Below are 20,960 nucleotides of genomic sequence, written 5' to 3' on the forward strand. Positions count from 1 at the left end.
AGCCCCTGGTAAACCCCGCGCGTGGGGATGATCCCCCAACGACGTCCCACACCGTTACTCGAGACCTCGCAATTCTCGATCTCTCACGATCTGACCGCGTCGGGTGGCGACGGCACCGGCGCTGTAGTATCTCTCCCCGAACCTCAACAGCACTCAATAAAATAAAAGCAGAACCCAGTCACCCATGACCGACCACCCTCCGCGGCAATGATATCCCAGCGCACCGCAATCACCACAGCCGTCCGCGTACCCGGCACCCCCGCCCCTCATCAGGCGCGGCATCGTGGCATGCAGGCCTGTTGATATTCTGCCTCCTTCCCTTCATCAGCTCGGTCGTCGCGCCAATCGTCATGATATGCGTCGGACTGATGTACAGGCGTCAGAACCTCGAACCGACACGCACCGTCGGCGCTCGCGCAGCCAGCTGGGGACTGACCTACCTGCTCGCAACGCTCCTATTCCTCGGTCTCCACTTCTATCTTCTATTCGTCTTGGACGGCACGGAAGCGACAGACTCCTTCTTCCCGATCGGAATCCCCATCACCATCTGGCTCCTGATCTCAGTTCTCCGCTTCTCCCTGAGTATTGTCGGTGGACTGAAGGCCGGGAGAGGACGGGCCATGGGGTTCTACGGGGTACCGTTGGCACGAGCACGCCCCCGCCGACCGGAATCTCGCATACGCCGAACCTCGTCACGATCCACCGGACTCTCCGCGAGTATCCTTATCGACTGGCGCGCCGTAGACATGATGGAAATTCTGGCGCTCACGCTTCCGTCTTCCCGCGGCCCGGATCCCACCATAGATCGCGAACACCAGGAGAAGCACAAGCAAAAGCCCGCAGAGCACGAAGAAGATGAGCGCACCATTGAGCATTGATATCCTCCCACATCTCGTTCATTCCTGATCGCGACGATATGACGGACAATCGATTCCGTCAAGCAACGGCGACGATCCCCTCTTCCCCGTCGCGCCGCCCGCCCGACTCCCGTGCCATCCGCGACCTGCGGTAGCCTGCCACGGTTGCACCCAGCTTTCTCGAGGAGACGTCCGTGCGCGTCCTGGCCGCCCTGTCCGGAGGAGTCGACTCCGCCGTCGCCGCCGCGCGCGCCGCGGACGCCGGTCACGACGTCGTCGGAGTGCACATGGCCCTGACCCGCAACCGCGCCGTCACCCGCTCGGGCTCGCGCGGCTGCTGCTCCATCGAGGACGCCGGCGACGCCCGCTGGGCCGCGGAGATCCTCGGCATCCCCTTCTACGTATGGGACCTGTCCGAGCAGTTCGAGGAGCGCGTCGTCGCCGACTTCCTCGCCGAGTACCGCGCCGGTCGCACGCCCAACCCCTGCGTGCGATGCAACGAGCGCGTCAAGTTCGACGCCCTGCTCGAGCGCGCCCTGACGCTCGGCTTCGACGCCGTCGTCACCGGCCACTACGCCCGCCTGAGCGGCGGCGCCGCCTCCGGCCGCCCCGGAGAGACCGATGGCCTGGAGCTGCGCCGCGCGGTCGATACCGCCAAGGACCAGTCCTACGTGCTCGCCGTCTCCGGGCGCGAGGGCCTGTCCCGGGCCCTCTTCCCGCTCGGCGACGCCCCGTCCAAGGCGGCCGTGCGGGCCGAGGCGGAGCATCGCGGTCTGCCGGTCGCCGCCAAGCCCGACTCCTATGACATCTGCTTCATCGCCGATGGCGACACCCGCGGCTTCCTGACCCGCGGCCTCGGCGCTCGCCAGGGCGCTCTGGTCTCCCCCAACGGCGAGGTGCTCGGCACCCACGACGGCTACTTCGGCTTCACCGTCGGCCAGCGCAAGGGGCTGGGCCTGACTCGCCCCGCCCCGGACGGGCGGCCCCGCTACGTCATCGAGACCCGACCGGAGACCAACGAGGTGGTCGTGGGCCCGGAGGAGCTCCTCCGCCGCAGCGCCATCGACGCCGGCGCCCCGGTCCTCCTGGCCGAGCCCTCCCCCCTCGAGGACGGCGGGATCGGCTGGCGGGACGTGACCGTGCAGGTGCGCGCCCACGGTCGCCCCGTCCCCGCCGACGTCACCATCGATCTCGGGACCGGAACCCTGCGGGCACGACTGCATCAGCACCTGCGTGGCCTGGCGGCGGGGCAGTCCGTCGTCGTCTACAGCCCCGGGGACGCCCCCGACGGCGACCGAGTCCTGGCCCAGGCCACAATGACCTGACCCTCGCGCTGCCATGCGCATGCGGACCGGATGAGGAGCCCGCCCGCATCACTCGTGGAGGCCCCGACGCTCGTGCTCCCGTGCGAGCCGGATTCTCCGGTCACGCACGGGAGCGACGGAGCCGCGGGGACCGCCCTCAGCGCAGGCAGGTGTGCCGCTCGATCGCGCGCACCGCCCACCAGGCCAGCACTCCCGCCAGCAGCGGGCCGACGACCACGGATCCCATGCCGATGACGGTCGGCTGGACACCGGTCCTGAACGTCTCGAGGAACTGCGACAACATCATGCGGGCCACGACATCGCCGGTGGTGATGTCCAGGGACACGGGCAGGAGGAGGGTCGATGCCAGGGCGAGCACCTGGTTGCCCACGTAGAGCAGGACGATCCCGATCAGGGGAGCCCCGATATCGAGGTGGTTGAATCGCCCCTGCGCGCCAATGCTCATCACGGCGCCGATCTCGACGATCACCGTCAGGAGTCCGACCAGCGAGGAGACGATGAAGAACGTCGCGAGGGCCGGGCCCGACCCGCCCACGGTGAGAGCGTCGCGCAGCGGCGCGAGGACCTCACCGAGCGTCGTGCCGGTGGCGTGGGCGAGCACGGCGAACCAGGCGACCAGGCCGGCCAGGTCGAGTGCGCCCGCCACCAGAGCCATAGCGCAGGCGTAGAGGGCCTTGGCCGTGAAGAGCACCCGTCCGCGCACCGGGACGGTCATGGTGAGGTAACCGCGCTGCCCGTACATGGACTGCCAGTACTCGACGGCGATCTGAACCAGGACGATAGCCGGCATCGCGATGATCACCGCCATGGACGCCATCTGCATGAGGACGGCCAGGGGCCCGACGCGGGCCAGGAGCCACCACAGCCCGAGGAACCCGAGCAGGACGACGGAGCAGATTCCCATCACCGCAGCATTGCGCGACAGCTGGGTGCGGGCCTCCTCGGCGAAGAGCGTGCGGAACATCAGCGGTACTCCTTCCTGAACAGGGCGTCCAGGCTCATCGAATGGGCCTGACGCAGGTCGTCGGCATCGCCGGCCAGCAGCAGACGCCCGTCCTTGAGGAAGACGGCGGAGTCGATGATCGACTCGACGTCGGCGATGAGGTGGGTGGAGATGAGCATGAGAGCATCGGGGTCGAAGTCGCGCAGGACGCCGTCGAGGATGATCTGGCGCGCCGCGGGGTCGACCCCGGAGATGGGCTCGTCGAGGAGGTAGACGCGGGCGCGGCGGCTCATGGCCAGGGCGATGCGCAGCTTCTCCCCCATCCCCTTGCTCATCTCCTTGATGGAGCGGTCGGCGGGCAGGTCGAAGAAGTCGATCAGTCCGCGGGCCTTGACGGCGTCGAAGTCGGCGAAGAAACGGGAGAACTGGGCGACGGCCCGGGGCGGGGTGAGACTCGCGGCCAGGAACTCGGCGTCGGGAAGAAAGGAGACCAGCGCCTTGGACGCCGGCCCGGGGGCGTGGCCGGCGACACGCACCCGGCCGTCGTAGTCGGCCAGGACTCCGGCGAGGATCTTGAGCAGGGTGGTCTTGCCGCAGCCGTTGGGCCCCATGAGACCGACGATGCGGCCGGCGGGCAGCGCGAGGCTGAGATCGTGCAGGGCCGGCCTGCCGCGGTAGCTCTTGGTCAGGTGGTCCACGACCACCAGGGGCGGGGCGTCGTTCAGGGACGCGATGACGTCGGGATGGGCGTCGGGACCGGGGTCGGGGCTCTGCGCGCCCGACGGGGCCGCCGTCGACGAGGTGCTCATGAGGACTCTCCTGATTCTGATTCCTGGACGGGGGTGGCCGGCCACCGCTCGGCCAGGATTCCGCTCGCCTGAGCGTGATCCATGCCGATGGCGGTGACGGCGGTGATGAAGGTGTCCGCGGCTCCGACGGCGAGTTCGCGACGGACGGCGGCGAGCGCCGCGGCGTCCGCGGTGACGAAGCGCCCGGCAGTGCGCTCGGCGGCGGTCAGGCCGCTGCGGTCGAGCTCGACCAGGGCGCGTTGGACGGTATTGGGATTGACTCCGGCCTGCGTGGCGAGATCGCGCACGCTGGGGATCCGGGTTCCTGCGGGCCAGGCACCGGTGACGATCCGCATGCGGAAGTCGTCGACCAGCTGGACCCAGATCGGACGGGAGTCATCGATCGGCATAGGCCCTCCTCAAGCAGATGGGCTGGACATGGATGGAATGCGGATGGGAGGCGATGGAGCACGACCCGGCGGTGCAGTCGGGCGGTCTCCTCGGACCATCTGTATTACTGCACTAATACAGTGACACAGTTGGTCGGCGGCGTCAAGTTCTCGAGCCCGCTCGGCTCCCGGCCCGTCGAGGGCCCGCGCCCCGGGCTGTCCCGCGGTCCCGGACAGCCCCGGAAACAGGTTCGGCTCACCTGTTAAGCGAATTCCGGACGCGTGTAAGAACTACGCCCGGATGCTCGGGAACGACGCGCCGCACGCTCACGCGATCCGTCGTCTTCCTTGCAATGACGCCGTTCCAACAGGTCGTGCGCGTATATCCCCAAGCCGCTGTTGCCACTGCCCGGACGCGTCCCTACCGTGAATTACGTCAGTGATCGCACCTCGTCGAAGGAGCACCCATCATGTCGACCGTCACCGCCATCAACTCCTGCGCCACCACCGCCTGCGCCTACAACCGCGGCGGCTGCACCGCCTTCGCCATCACGGTCGGCGGCGACGCCGCCACCCCGGCATGCTCCACCTTCGTCAGCCTCGACGCCCGCGGCGGGCTGCCGGTGGCCGAGGGGCACGTGGGCGCCTGCCAGCGTCTGGAGTGCGTCCACAACAGCGACCTCATGTGCACCGCCGACGCCATCACCATCGGCGAGGACACGGCCTCCTGCCTGTCCTACGAGGCCCGCTGAGAATCCGCCGGCGCCCGCGTCCCCGGGGCGCCGGCTTCGACGCCGCAACGGGTCACGCGGCAGGGCCTCCACGCACCCGCCGCTCCATGGGACGTGGTAGTCCGCGGCGGCGCGGCAGAAATGAGGCGGAGCGAGCGGAGGGGCTCCGCGACGAGCCTGCCCGCTATCGAGTCCGACCGGCGGCCGGGGCGCTCACGGAAGGATTCCGCCGACCAGGGCCTCCTGGACGAGGTACCGCAGGTGGCGCCCGGCCTCGTGAGCACGGGTCGTACCCGCGGGCAGGAGGATCTGAAGAGTGTCGGTGGTCTCGCGCCCCAACCGCAGAAGGGTGACCGCGTGCGGGGACACGTCCACGCACAGCACTCGTCCCCACAGGGCCTCGTGCAGTCCGCCGGACGGGCGCCTGGAGCAGATGATCCCGGGGACACTGCCCTGCTCCACACCATCGCACAGAACCTCGAGCGCGCCCTCGCCCAGGGCCTTGACCTCATCCTGCGCGCCGAACGTCTCGGAGGCGGACCACAGCAGCGGGCGAACGCCCTTGGCGTCGGGGTCGAGCACCTCCTCCATGGTGTGCCCGCTGACGCCCATGGCGTCGTGGACCATGATCCGGCTCGTCTCGACGACACCCAGCCGCCCGCCCGGCGCCCTGGCGAGCTCGGCCAAGTCCGTGAGCGGGTCCTCCCCCGTGATCGCGCAGTGGCACCCGGCCACCGACCCCGACAGGACGGCGTCGCGCCCGCCGTCGTCGAGCCAGGTGAGCACGCCCAGGAGGTGGACGGTGGCGGTGGTGATGCGCAGGCCGGGCTCGGCCGCCTCGAGGGCGACGTCGAGACGCACCTCGACCGGGGCCTCGCACGGCACGTCGACCATCGGATGGTCGGCCGCCGGGTGGGCGGCCACGATGATGCTCCCCGTGACATCGAGCGCGTGGAGGACGAGCTGGGAGGGAGCGCCGTCGTCGAGTCGGTAGGCGGTCAGGGAGGCGCAGCCCGCCCCGGACAGGAGGCGGCGCGCCATGCGACGCGAGGAGATGGCGGCCTGCGGCGTGCGACTCTCGCTGGTGTACGTCACGGCTCCCCCCTTTCCGACTGCGGGAGCGGCGCGAGCAATCGAGGTAAGGTTAGCCTGGCGAGCATACGAAGGCGAGGAGAGACCGCTCACCGGACGCTCGCGCGGAACCGGTGCGCGGCCGGTGCGGAACCGCTGCGATCCGCGCACCGGTGGACGGATCGCAGCGGTGTCGTCGGCTCATCGTCGCCTCACCACCGAACTCGCCACATGACTCACCACGGTGAGGCGTTCTTCTCCCAGTCGGAGTCGTAGGGGCCCAGGGCGGCCAGAGCCCTGTAGTCGGCGTAGCACTCGGCCAGCAGCACGGGCGGCACCTCACTCAGCGGGACTCGATCGCCCCGCTTGAAGCTCAGGCCTGTGGTGGCGCAGGGGATGTTCTCCTCGGGCACCCAGGAGCCGGTGAAGCCCAGCACCGCGGTGAGTCCCGCGGAGGAGAAGACCTTGGCGTAGGTGTCGAAGGCGCCCCCGTCCAGGACCTCCCCGCGCCTGTAACCGCGTGCGGCGGCGGTGCCGCGGAAGGCGAGGGTGTCGGTCACATGGCCCTCGTGGTCGCTCACGACCTCCTGCCCTTCCTCGACCCTCGGGGCGGTCGCGCTCAACTGGTCGAAGAGGGGTTCCACCTCGTAGTCCGCCAGGTGCTCGCGCCAGGCGGCCGCCAGCCCCGGGTCGAGGAGCGTCCCGTGGGCCACCCCCACCCGTCCCCGCTCATCGAGCTCGATGACGGCGTCGTCGGCCCCCACCAGCGCCCCGTCCTCGGTGGGGCGGAAGGTCAGGACCCCGCCGCCCGTGGACGAGATCCCCTCGACGCCCCCGGGACCGATGAGCGCGTCGTCCTCGTCCTCCGCGGGCGGGGCGGCCGTCCAGATCAGGCGGGTGACGAGCCTGCCCACCAGGGGGTGCGCCGCCAGCAGCTCGCGCCACTCGGCCGCCGTCCATGTGCGACCGACGCACATGGCCTCGTACAGTCGCTCGGACTGGAGGGCCAGGATCGTCCTGGCCTCCTTGCGAGAGGCGGTCAGCCGCTTCCTGGCCGCCTTGACGGCGTCCTCGTCCTCACCGGAGCGGGCCGCGGGCAGGGACCGGCGGGACCTGCCGTCGGCGTCCGTCAGCGCGATCGTGAACTCAGGCGTCAAACGGCCCACGAACTCCCGCCGACCGTAGGACAGGCGCAGCAGGCCGTCGTCGTCGAAGCCGGCCGCCGGGATGGTGCGGTCCGCCAGCTCCTCGGCGCTCCACCCCCGCTCCTCGGCGGCGTCCCGGGCCAGGGCGGCGGCCGTGGACCGAACACCGGCCATCGTGTGACGCCGTGCGATGGACAGCAGCACCTGCAGCGCCTCCGGGCTCGAATTGGCGTGCAGGCAGCGCACCAGGGCGTCGAACTGCGCCCGCCGTCCCGGGTTCGCCCGCATGTAGGAGCGCACCAGCTCCGCCAGCTCGGCCCCGTCCATGCGCACGGCGAAAGCGAGCAGTCCCTTGTCCGTCATGGCCGAGCCCAGATAGGTCCGCTGGTGCTCCGCATAGGCCCGTGCGACCCGCTCCTCCAGCGGGATCGCGGCCTCGGCCTCGGCCCTGCTCAGAAATCGCGCCGAGTGGGCATCCGCGCGGCAGGTCGCGAGCCACCGCTGAGCGCGGTCGTGGGCCCGCTCACCGGCGGTCCGCGCGTGCGCCCGGCTCTCCTCCTGCGCCGGGTGACGGGTGTCCCGGACGACCCAGGCGCGCACCACGTACGAGGCCAGCACCGCGGCGTCCGCCGGCTCCAGCAGGGACAGGTACAGGTCGATGATCCCGCGCCCGGACGGATCCTTCAGTCTGTCCGCCAGCACCACCCACCAGCGGATGACCGTCGAGTCCACGGGGCTCGCGGAGCGGGCGCCGACGCCCCGCCAGCGCACCGCCGGCAGAGCGTCGAGGTCGAACCAGGCCAACGACGCCGGTGCCCTCCTCCTGAGCCCCTCGGCGGCCTCGACGCCCAGCGCCCCGGGCGACAGGAACTCGTCCGTATCACCGCCGCAGTCCCTCAGGGCGGCCAGCAGCCCGGCCCGCACGACGTCCCGCTTCTCCCCGCGCAGAGCCTCCGCCAGCGCCGGCGCCGACGCCGATTCCCCCAGGGAGCCGACCCAGGCGGCCGCCGAGGCCCGTATCTCCGCCCTGCGGTCCGTCAGGCCCTGCTCGGCCAGATCGCGCACCCGCGGGTGACGGCGCAGCACGGCCTGGGCCAGGGGGCGGTTCACCTTCGAGGAGCCCACGGCGACATCCGCGACCGCGGGCAGCAGCTCGACCGGAACACGGGGGAACCCGCGCAGGATCTCCAGGGCACGGGTCGCCGAGCACGTGTCTGCGAGCGCCTCGCGGAGCAGCTCGGGATGCTCCGCGTACCACGGCCAGGAGGTCTCGGGCTCAACGCTGTGGAAGACGTGGCCGTGGAAACCCGCGACGAGGGCGTCGGAGTCGCATCCCAGGCGCGTCATGAGCTCCTCGACGGCTCGCGGGTCGGCGCCCCGGCCCGCGTAGCGGCTCAGCGTCATCCCGTACCACCAGTAGCCGGGGCTCCCCACCGCCTCCACTGCGTGGAGCCGCAGCGCATGCGCGAGGGTCAGGCTCGGGGCGTGCTCGGCGATCCAGCGGACGTCGAACCGGCCCAGGAGCGCAGGGCGCTCGCGGGTCTCGCCGTCGGCCGCGGCCACCAGGGCGTCGAGATCCGCGTCGGTGGTCGTGCGCGCCCTGTCGACCGCGGCGCGGATCCACGAGTTCTGCTGCGCATCGGTGCGCCCGGCGAGCCGGTCCAGGGCGGCGCGCAGCTCGACCTTGACGGCAGCGGCGCTCGGGCCCGTCTCCAACGGCGTGAAGGGCGGCAGGATGATGGGCTCATCGGCCCCCTCGGCGCTGAGCGCGTCGTGCCGGGCCCGGGTACGGCAGATCACCTCCGCCAGCCGTCGATTCGCCTCGGCCGCCTCGGCGAGCAGGTCCGCACCGCCCTCGGAGACCGACAGGAACTCCACCAGCTCCGTGGCCCGGGAGGCCGGAGCCACGGCCAGCACCGGGACGAGCGCCGCATTCCTCACCGGTGGGTCCAGCTCCCCGAGCAGCTCGATCGCCTCCCGGCGCACCTCCTTGGACGCGCCCGCGGCCAGGGCCGCGATCAGGTGGGCTCCGGCGCAGGCCCATGGCGCGTCGACCGCCATGTGCTCGAGCACGTGGCGCCGCCCGTCGAGGTCCAGCTCGCTCATGACGGAGGCGGGCAGCGCGTCCGCGTGCCCGGTGAGGTAGTCGGTCACACCGGGCAGGTCGGCCGGTGACAGGCGCCTGAAGGTCGAGTAGGAGTAGGTCGCCAGGAAGAGGGCCGCGGGTATGCGGTCCTCCCCGTCATCGCGGGCGTCCTCCTGCTCGTCCCCCTGGTGGCCCTCCTCAGTCAGCAGGGTCACCAGGCGTCGGGCGTCCCAGCCCGACCGGTCCTGTCCCAGCCGCTCGGCATGGGCGCGGAGAGTCGTCCCCACGTCCTCGCGGTCGATGGTCCACACGACGTCCCCGAGGAGCGCCTCCAACCAACCGGGAGCGCGCCCCGAAGGCGGCTCGCGATCGGTGCCGGCCCGCAGGACGGCGTCCAGGAGCCGTCCGAGTCGCGCCCACTGGCGCGGGAGCACCCGGTCGCTGCGGTAGAGGGCGTCACGCAGGGCGAGGACCGGGCCCACCGTGTGGTCCGCGGGCCTCCACCTGATCCCCACGGCTTCGAGACGCCCGCGCCGAGAGCCGTTCCCCCAGAGGAAGTGGGAGGCGCCCATGACCGCGGGCACAAGGAGGCTCCTCGGATCGTCCCCGTGGGAGGAGATGTCGAGCAGGACCTCCGAGCTCGCGCCGTCGACGACGTAGTCGACCGCGCGGACGTGCAGAGACTCGTCCACCGCCCTGAGCGGCAGCAGGGCGCGGTCGACGAGCCGGCGGACTGCGGGATCGGTCATGGAGGTCACGGGGTCTCCTCGTCTTGTTCCTGCTGCCGGCCCTCGCACCTCGCCGGTGGAGTCGGCTTCTGCTGCTCGGAGGATAACGGCGTGCGACGACACGAATCCGACGGCGCCGCCGCCCGGAGCCCTACCAGGCCTTGACGTTCTTCCTCCAGTCGGGGTCGTAGGGGCCCAGGTCCGCCAGAGCGGCGTAGTCGGCGCCGCACTCGGCCAGCAGCACCGGCGGCACCTCGGTCAGCGGCACCGGACGGCCCTCGTGGGTGAAGGACAGGCTCGTGATGGCGCAGGCCCTGTCGCCCTCCGGGACCCGGGTCCCGGTGAAGCCCAGCACCGCGGTGAGCGCTGCGGAGGCGAAGTCCTTGACGTAGGTGTCGAAAACGCCCTTGTCCCCGATGTCGCCGCGCTTGTAGCCGCGCCTGGCGACCGCGCTTTGCAGGGCGAGGGTGCCGGTCACGCGCCCCTCCAGGTCCCGCAGCTCCCTCTGCCCCTCCTCGATGCGCGGGGCGGTGGCGCTCAGCTGGTCGAACAGGGGCGTCACCTCGTAGTCGGCCAGGTGCTCGCGCCAGGCGACCGCCTCCTCATCACCGAGCCGGATCCGGTGCGCCAGGCGGACGACGGAGCCCGGTGCGAGGTCCGCGAGGTCGACGGCGGCGTCGTCGACCCCGATGAGCGCCCCGTCCTCGACGGGCCGGAAAATCAGGGTCCCGGGGGATCCGCCCGCCTCGCCGGTCCCGCCGATCGGATCGCCGTCGGTCATCTCCCCGCCGGCCCGGTCGGGCGGTGCCGCGCCCCCGGGCGGGACGGCCGCCCAGATGAGCCGGGTGACGAGCCGGCCCATGATCGGGTGCGCCGCCAGCACCTCGCACCACTCGGGGACCGACCACGTCCGACCCGTGCACATGGCCTCGTGCAACCGCTCCGTCTGGAGGCCCAGGACCGCCTTGACCTCCTTGCGCGCGGCCGTCAAACGCCGTTTCGCCTCCTTGACCACCGCGGCGTCCTCGCCGACCCTGGCCGCCGGCAGGGACATGCGGGCCCTTCCGGAGTCGTCGGCCAGCTCGATGGTGCCGCCCGGCCTCAGACGCCCCGTGAACCCCCGATCCCCGTAGGACAGGTGCAGCAGGCCGTCGTCGTCGAAGCCCGCCGTCGGGATGGTGCGGTCCGCCAGCTCCTCGGGGCTCCACCCCCGCTCCTCGGCGGTCCTCCTCACCAGGGCCGCGGCGGTGCCCCGGATACTGGCCATCGTGTGGCGTTGAGCGGCATCGAGCAGCACCTGGAGCGCCTCGGGACTGCCGTGGGCGTGCAGGACGTGCAGGAGCGCGTCGAGCCGGACGCGCAGCCTCGGGCCCGCCCGCATGCAGGAGCGCACCAGCTCCACCAGCCCGGCCCCGTCCATGCGCACCGCGAAGGCCAGGAGGCCCTTCGCCGTGGCCGGGCCCGGACGGGTCGGGGCGGCCCAGGCGCGCACCACGTGATCGGCCAGGGCGTCGGCGTCGGACGGCTCCAGCAGGGACAGGTACAGGCCGATGATCCCGCGCCCGTCGGGCTCATTCAGTCCGTTGGCCAGGACCACCCACCACCGGATGATCCGCGGGTCGACGCCGGCGCCGTCCTTCCAGTGCACCTCCGGAAGGGCATCGAGGTCGAACCGGGCCAGGGACGCCGGCGTCCTCCTCTTGAGCCCCTCGGCGGCCTCGGCGCCCAGCACCCCGGGCGACAGGAACTCGCCCGCGTCCCCGCCGCACTCGCGCATGGCGAGCAGAAGGGCTGCCCGCACGACTCCCTTCCTCTCCTTGCGCAGGGCGGCCTCCAGCGCCGGGACCGAGGTCCGCTCCCCCAGGGAGCCGACCCAGGCGGCCGCCGAGGCCCGCGCCTCCGCCCTGCGCTCCGTCAGGCCCTGCTCGGCCAGCTCGCGCACCCGCGGGTGGGAGCGCAGCGCCGCCCGGGCCGGAGGGCGGCTCATCTCCGAGGAGCCCACCGCCCTGGCCGCCACCGCCCCCAGCAGCTCGGCGGGAATGCACGGCATGGCCCCCAGGATCTCCAGGGCGCGGGGAGCCTGCGAGGAGTTCCCGAGCAGTGCGCGCAGCAGCTCGGGGCGCTCGGCGAACCACGGCCACGACACCCGCGGATCACCGAAGTTGAAGAAGGCGTTGCCCATGCTCCTGGCCATCTCGCTCTCATCCAGATCGAGGCGCACGGCCAGATCCGACAGGGCGCGCGGATCGATCCCGTGCTTCGCGCAGTACTCGGCCGCCGAGTACGGATCGCCCCATGCGGTGGCGATCCGCACCACGTGGACCGGGGCCAGGCTCGGCGCGCTGCTGATGACGTCGATGACGCCGTACGTCCACCACGAGTCGAGTCGTCTCAAGTTCCTCGGGATCCTCCGGCTCCTGCCCTCGGCCACCGCCAGCAGGGCGTCGAGATCCGCGTCGACGATCCTCGCCCGCGACTCGCCCCTCTCCCTGGCGCGCTTCTCGAGCCGGTTCAGAGCGGATCGCAGCTCGGCCCTGGCCGGGGCCGCGGGGATGCCCGTCTCGATCGGGGTGAAGGACGGCATCTCGATGGGCGTCTCCTCCCCCGCGAGGATGTCCCGGCGGCTGAGGGCCCGGCGGACCGGCTCGGTCGGTCTCCTGCCAATCTCGGCCGCCCGGACGAGGATCTCGTCCCCGTCCTCGGCGACGGACAGGAGCTCCATCAGCTCGGTGGTTCGGGAGGCGGGGGCCTCGGCCAGCACCGGGGGCAGCGCTCTCAGGAGCACCGGTGCTCCCTGGGCCTTGAGCACCTCGATGGCGTCCCGCCGCAGCTGCCCCGACGCATCCACGGCCAGGGCGCCGACCAGGTGGGCCCCCGCGGCGGCCCATGGCTCACTCGCCCTCGCGCAGACGACCACACCGGTGCGGCCCCTGGGACTCAGGTCGCCCAGCAGGCGGGCGGGCAGGTCGGCGGCGTGCTCCACGAGGTAGTCCAGCGTTCCGGGCAGCACCACCGGCAGGGGGTCGAACGGGCGCCAGCCGTAGCCGGAGACGTCATCGACTCCGGTGAAAGCGGTCAGGAAGACGGCGGCGGGCAGGTCCTCCTCGCCGACGCCGTCCTCGGAGAGGAGTGCGATCATGCGGGGGAGGTCCCAGCCGGGTCTGACTCCCGCCAGCGGGTCCCTCGGCATCGCCGAACGCTCATCGAGCTGGATACGAGCGCTGCGCAGCACGTCGGAGATCAGCATGCACAACCAGGCGGGCACGCGATCGGGACCGGAATCGCTGCGCGACGCGCCGGCGCGGTCCACCGCCTCGAGAAGCCGCCCCAGACGCACCCACTGGTCGATGGTGAGGGTATTGCTGCGGTAGAGGCGATCCCGCAGCCCCATGATCCCCTCCTTCCTGCTGTAGAGGTATTCGGGATTCTTCATCGGGACGCCGGCCCTCCGGAGGCGGAGGCACCAGGAGTCGTGAGCGCTGAAGCCGGTCCCGGCCGGCCCCAGGCATTCCTGCGGTCCGGCTCCGGAGGACGCCACGTCCATGAGCACGTGCGAGTCCGCACCAGTGACGACGTAGTCGATGCCGCCGCGGTGGAGCGCCGGATCCACCGCCTTGAGCGGCAGGAGGGCGCGGGAGACGAGCCGGCGCCGGAGGGGGGCGAGGAGGATCATGGGCCATCATGGGCACGGCGTTCTCATATCGCCAGGGCCCGCACCCGGTCGACCACCGCGCAGGCGCGCAGGACCGCCCGCGGCCCGGCATCCTCCCCCGTCCCATCCAGGGCCGCGGCCAGGGTCTCCAGCCGGAGCTCGCGGGCGGTGCGCGCACGGGTGGTCAGCACGTGCGCGGTCATGCCCTCGGGGCGCAGGTCCCCGCCGGAGGCCGCGAGCGCGGTGAGCGCCTCGTGCGCGTCCCGGCACAGGGACTCCACCACCGGCACCGAGTCGGGGATCGGTGCCGGAGCGGTCGCCCCTGCGCGCAGCCGCTCCAGGCGCTCGGCGAGACGCCGGTAGAAGCGAGGGGCGCCGGCTCGCACCGAGGAGATGCTGGGCGACAGCAGGGCGAGAGCGCCCCGGTCGCGCACGTAGATCCCGGTGGGCCGGTCCCCCTCCACGGTCATGGCGACCACCGGGACGTTCCGGGCCAAGAGGTCGGCCACCAGGCGGGCCTCCATGCCGTCGGGGTCGAGGCGCAGCACGCGGGTCTCCCCCTCGATGCCGCGCACGGGCCACACGTACTGCTGGTGGATCTCATCCAGGTCGATCCTCCCCAGGCCCGACGAGCGGGTCAGCAGCAGCCGGACCGGCGGGGACGGGGGCTCGAAGCTCGCCGCCCGCGGGCCGCGACGGAACTCCCGGAGCTCCCGGGCGACGGCCGCCAGGTCAATGCCGTCGTAGCCGTCGTAGCCGACGCAGCCGTAGCGGCCATCGGCGCCATCGCCGGCACCACCGTCATCCCTGCAGCCGTCACCGTCGCACCGGCTGACCGTGGTGCGGGTGGACGGGGCCAGGGTCCCGTCCGGTCCGCGGCTGGCGTCCTGAAGGCGCAGCGGGCCCGACAGCAGGACTCCGACGGAGGCGCCCCACACCAGGGGGACGTCCTCCGAGCGTCGGAAGGCGGGGTCGGCACCGGCGGCCCGCCCCGTCGTCACCGACTCCAGCCGGCGGCGCTCCAGGTCCCAGAAGCGGGCGGTGAGGCCGCGGCTCCCCGAGGGGGCGGTCCACCAGGCGGCCGACAGGGGCACGAGCAGGCCCGGCCGGGTCCGCTCGACCTCGGCGCTCCCGAGCAGGACGGGATCCAGGGCGGCGGCGTCCAGCGCCCGTGTCAGGGACCAGGCGGCGGCCAGGGCGCTGAGGGCGGCGCTCTCGTCAACGGCGTCGTCGCGGCGGGCCACCGCGTGCACCGCTCCGGCGGCCAACACGAGCAGCCTGGCCAGGCGCGGGACCTCCTCCAGGCGGGCGACCTGGGCGAGGCGGTCGAGCTCATGGGCGCTGCGAGGTCCGGCGTGGGAGATCCCGGCGGCGATGACGCCCTCGATGGTGCGGGCGGTCGAGGCGAGCAGCCGGCGACGGCCGGCGGTCATGGCGGTGCTCCGGGCCGCCCAGGGCCAGGCCCTGCCCGCCCGGGCGAACAGGCGCACGACGGCCTGGAGGCGCCAGGCCGCGTGGGCGACCCGGGAGTGGCGCCCGGCCACGATCATGTCCCTGGGACCCAGACCCGCGACGACGACGACCTCGGGGGCGTCCGGCCAGGTGACGCTCAGGCGTCCCGGCGCGCGGGTGATCTCGAGGTCCGCGGCGAGCCGGGCCGGGTCGGCGTCCGCCAGGGCGGCGGTGACGCGGCGCAGCGCGGCCGCTCCCAGCGCCTTCTCGACGGCGGCGGGCTCCCAGGCGAGCACCTCCTCCAGGACCGGGTCCTGCGCGGGGACGGGCGCCGGGACCGCGGGCCCCGGAGCTCCCGAGGGCTCGGCGGGCTCAGAGGGCTCAGCCGGTTCGAAGGGCCCCGGTGCCTCCGCGGGGCCCTCCGCCGAGTCGGGCCCGGCGGGGTCGTCGGCACCGGGATCGGCTGCGCGAACCGCCTCGCGCATCCACAGGCAGGCGGCGACGACGTGAACGCACGTCCCGGCGACGGGGCAGGGGCAGCGCGCGTCCCGGGGCCCGTCGGTGGTGAGGACCACCGGCACCGGCGGCCGTCCGACCGCGACCGTCACGCTCCCGCCGTTCGCCTTCGCCTCCGCGTCCCGGACCTCGACGTGTCCGGCGGCCACCTCGGCGCGCCCGCGTCGCACGAGCCCACGGCTGGCCAGGGCCGCCAGGGCGACGTCGTCGAAGGCCGCATAGATCGAGTAGGCCGAGTAGGTCGAGCGGACCGGGGAGGTCGAGCGGACCGGGCGCGCCGGACCCCGGGAGGTCGAGTCGGTCATGCGGTCGCCTCGGCCAGCCAGGCGGCGAAGCGGTCCGGGGTCATCGCAGCGATCCGCATGCCGGCCGCGGCGAGCCTGTCGCCGACCGTCCGGTTGAACCAGGGCTCGCCGTCGTCGCCCAAGGATGCCAGTCCCAGCATGGTCACGCCCGAGGCCGCCAGATCCCGCACCCGGGCGACGAGCGCGGACACCGAGCCGCCCTCCCCGAAGTCGCTGATGAGCGCCAGGACGGTGCGGGTGGGCTGAGTCACCCGAGCGGCGGCGTAGTCCACGGCGTTGGCGATATTGGTGCCGCCGCCCAGCTGACAGGTCATGAGGACCTCGACGGGGTCGTCGGCCAGGTGGCTGACGTCCACCACGGAGGTGTCGAAGAGGATGAGCCGCACGGACAGGCCGGGCAGGGACGCCAGGATCGAGGCCATGACGGCGCTGTGGAGCAGGGAGGAGGCCATGGAGCCGGACTGGTCGACCAGGATGATGACGTCCCACTGCAGGTTCTGGCGCCGCTGCCGGGACATGAAGCGCACCTCCTGAACGAGCATGCGTCCGGTGTCCGGGTCCACGTTGCCCAGGTTGGCGGCGATGGTGCGGCGCCAGTCGAGGTTTCGCGCCGAGGCGCGGGGACTGCGCCGATTGCGCCGGCGGGCGCCGGTCAGGGCGGTGGTGACGGGGCGGCGCAGCCGCTCGATGGCGTCGGCGACGATGCGGGCGATGAGCGCCCGCAAGCCGTCCGCCAGCCGGGACGGGATCGTGCCCTTGATGCGCAGCAGCGCGGCGCCGAGCTCGGGACTCGTCCGCACGGAGTCCACCGCGGCGGGGTCGGCGAGCAGGTCGGTCAGCCCGTAGCGGGTCAGGGCGTCGGACTCCATGCGCTCCAGGGCGGAGGCGGGGAGGAGGCGACGGGCCCCCTCGAGCCAATCGATGGTCCGCAGCGCCGAGGGCCCCAGTCCGCCGTCGCCGTCGGAGTCCCCCCGTCCCGCCGCATCCGGGCCGCCGCGGCCCAGGCGGTGGCCGCGCCCGGTGTACTCGCGGTCGTAGAGGTGGCCCAGGGCGTCGTCCAACCCGGCGTCCGCGGCCTCGCGCGGCAGGGCGGACTCGGCGTAGCGCCCCAGGATCATGCGCCAGCGGCGCGCCGCCAGCTCACCGTCCAGCTCACCGTCCGGGTCCCCGCCCGAGCCCCCGGTCGAGTCGCCGTCGCGGTCCCGGTCGGGGTCTCCGGGAGGCGCCGCCATCGCGGTCATCGGCCCACCCACTGCTCCAGGCCGTCGCGCACCAGCGAGGCGACGAGGTCCTGCTCGATCCGCCATCCGAGTGCGGCGTCGGCGGGGCTCGCGTTCCGCACCACGTCGATCCGGGCGGCATCGACGCCCGTGAGCGCGGCGATCCGCTCGGCCAGGCGATGCGTCTCGGTGGGGCGCAGCGCGGTGAAGGCGCGCCGCAGGTCGGGAAGAACGGCCAGGAAGCCGGACTCCCCCAGCCCGGACAGGGTACGGGTGACCGCTCTCAGGATGTCGGGGTCGTGGAGGACCACGTCCGGGGACGTGCGCATCAGCCCCACGAGGAAGTCGGCGACTCCGGTCCGGTCCGCTTCCGGGTTCAGGCGCGCGACGATGGCACCGGCCACCTCCCGGCGGCTCAAGGATCCGGTGGACGACGCGATGCCGGTGGCGCACCCCACGAGCACCGGTGCGGTGGCCCGTGCGCGGCGCAGGACGTCGATCTCGCGCAGAACGGCCTCGCGGCCGGGGCCGACGTCGCCTGCGGCGTCGGCGGCATGAACAGCGCCGTCGGCGACGGCGAATCGGACGAGCAGATCGCGCACGGCGATGAGCGCGTCCACCGCCCTCGCCGCCTCGTCGTCCGCCATCCCGACCAGCTCGGCCACCAGGCGGGCGATCTCCGCCGTGCCCCGGCGCAGCATGGAGCGCAGACGCGGCGCGGCACGGCTGGCGCGCTCCAGGCGCAGTCGCCCCGTGCCCTCCACGAGGGAGGCCAGGCGGTGCAGGACCTCGACGAGCTCGGCCAGGTCGCTCACGTCGCTCACGGCGATCTCGAGGACGTCGCACACCCCGACCGCCTCCTCGTCGAGCCCCATGACCGCCAGCTCGGCGAGGAGCTCGGCGAGGGCGACGGCGCGCCGCTCGCCGTCCAGGCGCTCGGCCAGGCGGGTGCGCACCAGGACGTCGAGGGTGGGGGCCTCCTGGGCGGCGCGCACCAGGGCGGCCTCCACCACGGGGGTCCAGGCGTAGACCCACTCCTCGACGAACCGCCCCAGGCCCGTGCCCGCCACGAGATCGGCCCCGCCGACCTGACGGGCGAAGCCCACCTCGGCGAAGCGCAAGCGGGCGAGCAGCTCGCGGCGCTCGCGGTGACGGGGCCTGCGGGCGGTGTCCAGGGCGACGCGGCGCTCAACGGTGTCGTCGAGCCGGAAGCGCAGGGCCCTGAGCCGCTCGCGCACCTCTGCCACGAGCGGTGGACTGGCGGTGCCCGCGGGCACCCGCCCGAGGTCGGAGGCGGCGAAGACGGTGGCGACGGCGGCACCCAGGTTGCCCGACAGACCGGTGTCGTCCTTGACCAGGCAGCTGGTCAAGGCGTCCAGGAGGTCGGTGCGTCCGGGCCAGGCACGACCGCGCAGCGCGGCCAGGCCCAGGGCCTGCTCGACGGTGGCGCGCGCCTGGGCCGTGCCCAGGGGCTCCCCGAGCCCGCGCAGGGCGTTGACGACATCGAGGACGACGGTGGTGGCGAAGCCACGGGGTCCCGCGGGGACTCCGGGGTCCGCGTGAGCACCGGTGCGGGCGCGCCAGGCGCGCCGCCACAGGCCCGGGGAGGACATGCCCGCCCCGTAGCCGCGCAGGGAGTCCAGGCGGGAGAAGTCGTAGCGGATAAGCCAGCTCTCCCCTCCCGGCCGGGGGTCGGCGGAGGGCAGCCAGGCGGCCTCGGGGGTGTTGTCGAGCGCGTCGAGGAGGGCCAGGGCGTGGAAGGCGCCGGTGACGACGACGATCGGGCCGCCGTCGCGTCCGCCGCCGGTCGCGCGCGGCAGGCGCTCGCGCAGGGCGGCCGCCATGACGGCCTCGCGGGCGTGGGTGCCGTCGGAGTCGAGGACCTCGCGCTCGGCGTCCAGGCGGGCCAGCCCCGACCAGGCGAGCGTGTCGGAGAAGAAGTCCCGCCAGGCGCGGATATCGGCGGTGCCGCGGTCCTCGAAGAGCTGCTCCCAGACCTCGTCGTGATCGCGGCAGCCGAGCCGCGCGGCGAGGGCGTCCAGGGCGGCGGAGCGGGCCAGGTGGTACTCGGCCTGCAGGGTGCGGGCGGCGACGCCGTGGCCGTCATGGGAGTCATCGCGGGACTCGTCGCGGCAGTCGTCGTCCGCGCCGGGGCTGCGGTCGATGAAAACGGCCTCGGCGCCGTGCTCGCCCGCCCAGCGCAGGGCGATCCACTCCGGCGAGAACTCGGCGAGCGGGTAGTAGGAGGCGGTGCGGTCGGCCAGGGAGAGCACCGCGACCGGGGGAACGGTGTCCGGATCCTGGAGGGCGGGCAGCAGGCCGGTGTACTCGGCCGGCCCCTCGATGAGGACGACAGCGGGACTCACCTGCTCCAGGAGCGCTCTCAGGGCCAGGGCGCAGGCCGGCGAGTGGTGACGGATCGGGGCGAGATGGACTCCGGCCTCGCCCCAGGCGCGCTGGGCCCCCAGGGCGCGCCGGAGCCGTGGCGGAACCGGGGTTGCCGCGCCCGCCGTCCTCACTCCCACAACCCCTGCGCGGCGGAGAGGAAGTCCTTCCACGCGGCCGAGGATCGTGCGCGCTCGCGCACCACGGAGTCGACGTAGAGGCGCATGCGCCGGGCGTCCTCGTCCTCGCCCTTGAGGGCCACGCCGACCAGCTGACGGGCGATGTCGGCGGCGCGCACGGAGCCGTCGCCGAAGTAGCGGGCGCTCATGGAGGCGGCCACTCCGACGTTGACGGCCTCGGCGGTGGACATGACCGCATCGGGGCGCTTGACCGGGGATCCGGAGGCGGTGGCGCCGGTGCGCAGGTCCGCGAAGGCGGTGACCAGCACGTCGAGCACTTCCGGGCTCATGGGGGCGCGCCGCGGGCCGAGCTCGCAGTCCAGGGCCCGGGTGATGAGCTCGGCCTCGAAGGCGCGGTCGGCGATGGGGCGCACCGTCTCGAAGTTGAAGCGGCGCTTCAGGGCCGCGCTCATCTCGTGGACACCGCGATCGCGCAGATTCGCGGTGGCGATGACGTTGAAGCCCGGCGCCGCGGCCACGCGGAAGCCGTCGCCCAGCTCGGGCACCATGAGCTGCTTCTCGGACAGGACCGACACCAGGGTGTCCTGGATCTCGGGCGGGCAGCGGGTGATCTCCTCGAAGCGCATCAGGCGCCCCGACTCCATGGCCCGGTAGACCGGGGAGGGCACCAGGGCGCGGCGCGAGGGGCCCTCGGCGATGAGGAGCGCGTAGTTCCACGAGTAGCGGATGTGGTCCTCGGTGGTGCCCGCCGAGCCCTGGACCGTCAGGGTCGAGACCCCCGAGATCGCCGCGCTCAGCAGCTCGGAGAGCATGGACTTCGCAGTCCCCGGCTCGCCCACGAGCATGAGCCCCTGGTGGCCCAGGAGCGTGACGACGGCGCGGTCGACCAGAGGATCATCGCCGTAGAACTTGCGGGTCACCCCCAGGGCCTCGTCCCCGACGACGAAGGCGCGCACCGAGCGCGGGGACAGCCGCCAGCCTGCGGGGACCTCGGCGCCGGAGGCCGTGTCGGCCGCGGCCAGGGCCGCCAGCTCGCCCGCCCAGCGGTCCTCGGCGGCCGGGCGCAGCTCGGCCGCCGGGGCGTCGGGGCCGGTGCCGGATCCATCGGGAGCGGCACCGTCTCCGGCGGGCGACGGCCCCGCCGACGTCGGAGGGGCGGTGCGCTCCCCCGTCGGGCGCGCGGAGCACGCGCCGCTCCCGGAACGGGGGGCGGGCCCGGCAGTCATC

General features: G+C 73.1%; 13 protein-coding genes and 1 pseudogene. 4 read left to right on the forward strand and 10 right to left on the reverse strand.

Translation table 11 applies throughout. The features are described from left to right. Window positions 1-212: 212 nt before the first annotated feature. The 3 genes and pseudogenes from G448_RS19320 to mnmA form a co-directional block, all read left to right on the forward strand. Window positions 213-608: pseudogene (locus G448_RS19320) on the forward strand (hypothetical protein); the annotation flags it as partial. Window positions 609-746: 138 nt separating this feature from the next. Next, on the forward strand, window positions 747-878 hold the full coding sequence (locus G448_RS19020; protein ID WP_276782096.1) for a hypothetical protein: 132 nt from the start codon (window positions 747-749) through the stop codon (window positions 876-878). Between the two features lie 173 nt (window positions 879-1,051). Next, window positions 1,052-2,182 carry a tRNA 2-thiouridine(34) synthase MnmA gene (gene mnmA / locus G448_RS0109610; RefSeq protein ID WP_026407796.1) on the forward strand — a complete coding sequence of 377 codons (1,131 nt, stop codon included), beginning with the start codon at window positions 1,052-1,054 and terminating at the stop codon, window positions 2,180-2,182. Between the two features lie 136 nt (window positions 2,183-2,318). Here mnmA and G448_RS0109615 read toward each other — a convergent pair whose 3' ends face one another. From G448_RS0109615 to G448_RS0109625, 3 genes are read right to left on the reverse strand one after another with little or no spacing between them, the layout of a single operon-like run. Next, a complete protein-coding gene (locus tag G448_RS0109615) occupies window positions 2,319-3,146 on the reverse strand; it encodes a hypothetical protein (protein WP_026407797.1) in 828 nt (275 codons plus the stop codon). Beyond that, a complete protein-coding gene (locus G448_RS0109620; RefSeq protein ID WP_084436626.1) occupies window positions 3,146-3,934 on the reverse strand; it encodes an ABC transporter ATP-binding protein in 789 nt (262 codons plus the stop codon). Before G448_RS0109620 ends, G448_RS0109615 begins: the two co-directional genes overlap by 1 nt. Next, entirely contained in the window at window positions 3,931-4,323 is a 393-nt protein-coding gene (locus G448_RS0109625; protein WP_026407799.1) for a GntR family transcriptional regulator, read from the reverse strand. The genes G448_RS0109620 and G448_RS0109625 overlap by 4 nt, the downstream gene beginning before the upstream one ends. 449 nt (window positions 4,324-4,772) lie before the next feature. Between G448_RS0109625 and G448_RS0109630 the strand changes: the two genes are divergently transcribed. Further along, complete coding sequence (locus G448_RS0109630; protein ID WP_026407800.1) at window positions 4,773-5,054, forward strand: DUF1540 domain-containing protein; 282 nt, start codon at window positions 4,773-4,775, stop codon at window positions 5,052-5,054. Between the two features lie 192 nt (window positions 5,055-5,246). Here G448_RS0109630 and G448_RS0109635 read toward each other — a convergent pair whose 3' ends face one another. The 7 genes from G448_RS0109635 to G448_RS0109665 all read right to left on the reverse strand — a co-directional run bounded on the left by G448_RS0109635 (window position 5,247) and on the right by G448_RS0109665 (window position 20,959). Beyond that, on the reverse strand, window positions 5,247-6,128 hold the full coding sequence (locus G448_RS0109635) for a hypothetical protein (protein WP_026407801.1): 882 nt from the start codon (window positions 6,126-6,128) through the stop codon (window positions 5,247-5,249). 212 nt (window positions 6,129-6,340) lie between these two features. Next, window positions 6,341-10,084 carry a DUF4132 domain-containing protein gene (locus G448_RS18565; protein ID WP_026407802.1) on the reverse strand — a complete coding sequence of 1,248 codons (3,744 nt, stop codon included), beginning with the start codon at window positions 10,082-10,084 and terminating at the stop codon, window positions 6,341-6,343. A 130-nt stretch (window positions 10,085-10,214) separates the two neighbouring features. Then, window positions 10,215-13,736, reverse strand: a complete 3,522-nt coding sequence (locus G448_RS0109645) for a DUF4132 domain-containing protein (protein WP_026407803.1) — start codon at window positions 13,734-13,736, stop codon at window positions 10,215-10,217. A gap of 23 nt (window positions 13,737-13,759) precedes the next feature. Continuing rightward, the gene (locus G448_RS0109650) at window positions 13,760-15,988 is read right to left on the reverse strand and encodes a hypothetical protein (RefSeq protein ID WP_245572279.1); all 2,229 of its coding nucleotides are present in this window, start codon (window positions 15,986-15,988) and stop codon (window positions 13,760-13,762) included. Further along, complete coding sequence (locus tag G448_RS0109655; protein ID WP_034495024.1) at window positions 15,985-17,229, reverse strand: VWA domain-containing protein; 1,245 nt, start codon at window positions 17,227-17,229, stop codon at window positions 15,985-15,987. The genes G448_RS0109650 and G448_RS0109655 overlap by 4 nt, the downstream gene beginning before the upstream one ends. After that, window positions 17,226-19,766, reverse strand: a complete 2,541-nt coding sequence (locus tag G448_RS0109660; RefSeq protein ID WP_051268886.1) for a DUF5682 family protein — start codon at window positions 19,764-19,766, stop codon at window positions 17,226-17,228. The genes G448_RS0109655 and G448_RS0109660 overlap by 4 nt, the downstream gene beginning before the upstream one ends. Next, a complete protein-coding gene (locus G448_RS0109665) occupies window positions 19,724-20,959 on the reverse strand; it encodes an ATP-binding protein (RefSeq protein WP_084436628.1) in 1,236 nt (411 codons plus the stop codon). The genes G448_RS0109660 and G448_RS0109665 overlap by 43 nt, the downstream gene beginning before the upstream one ends. Between the last annotated feature and the right edge of the window lies 1 nt (window position 20,960).

Source organism: Actinomyces gerencseriae DSM 6844, from assembly GCF_000429265.1.
Classification (GTDB): Bacteria; Actinomycetota; Actinomycetes; order Actinomycetales; family Actinomycetaceae; genus Actinomyces; species Actinomyces gerencseriae.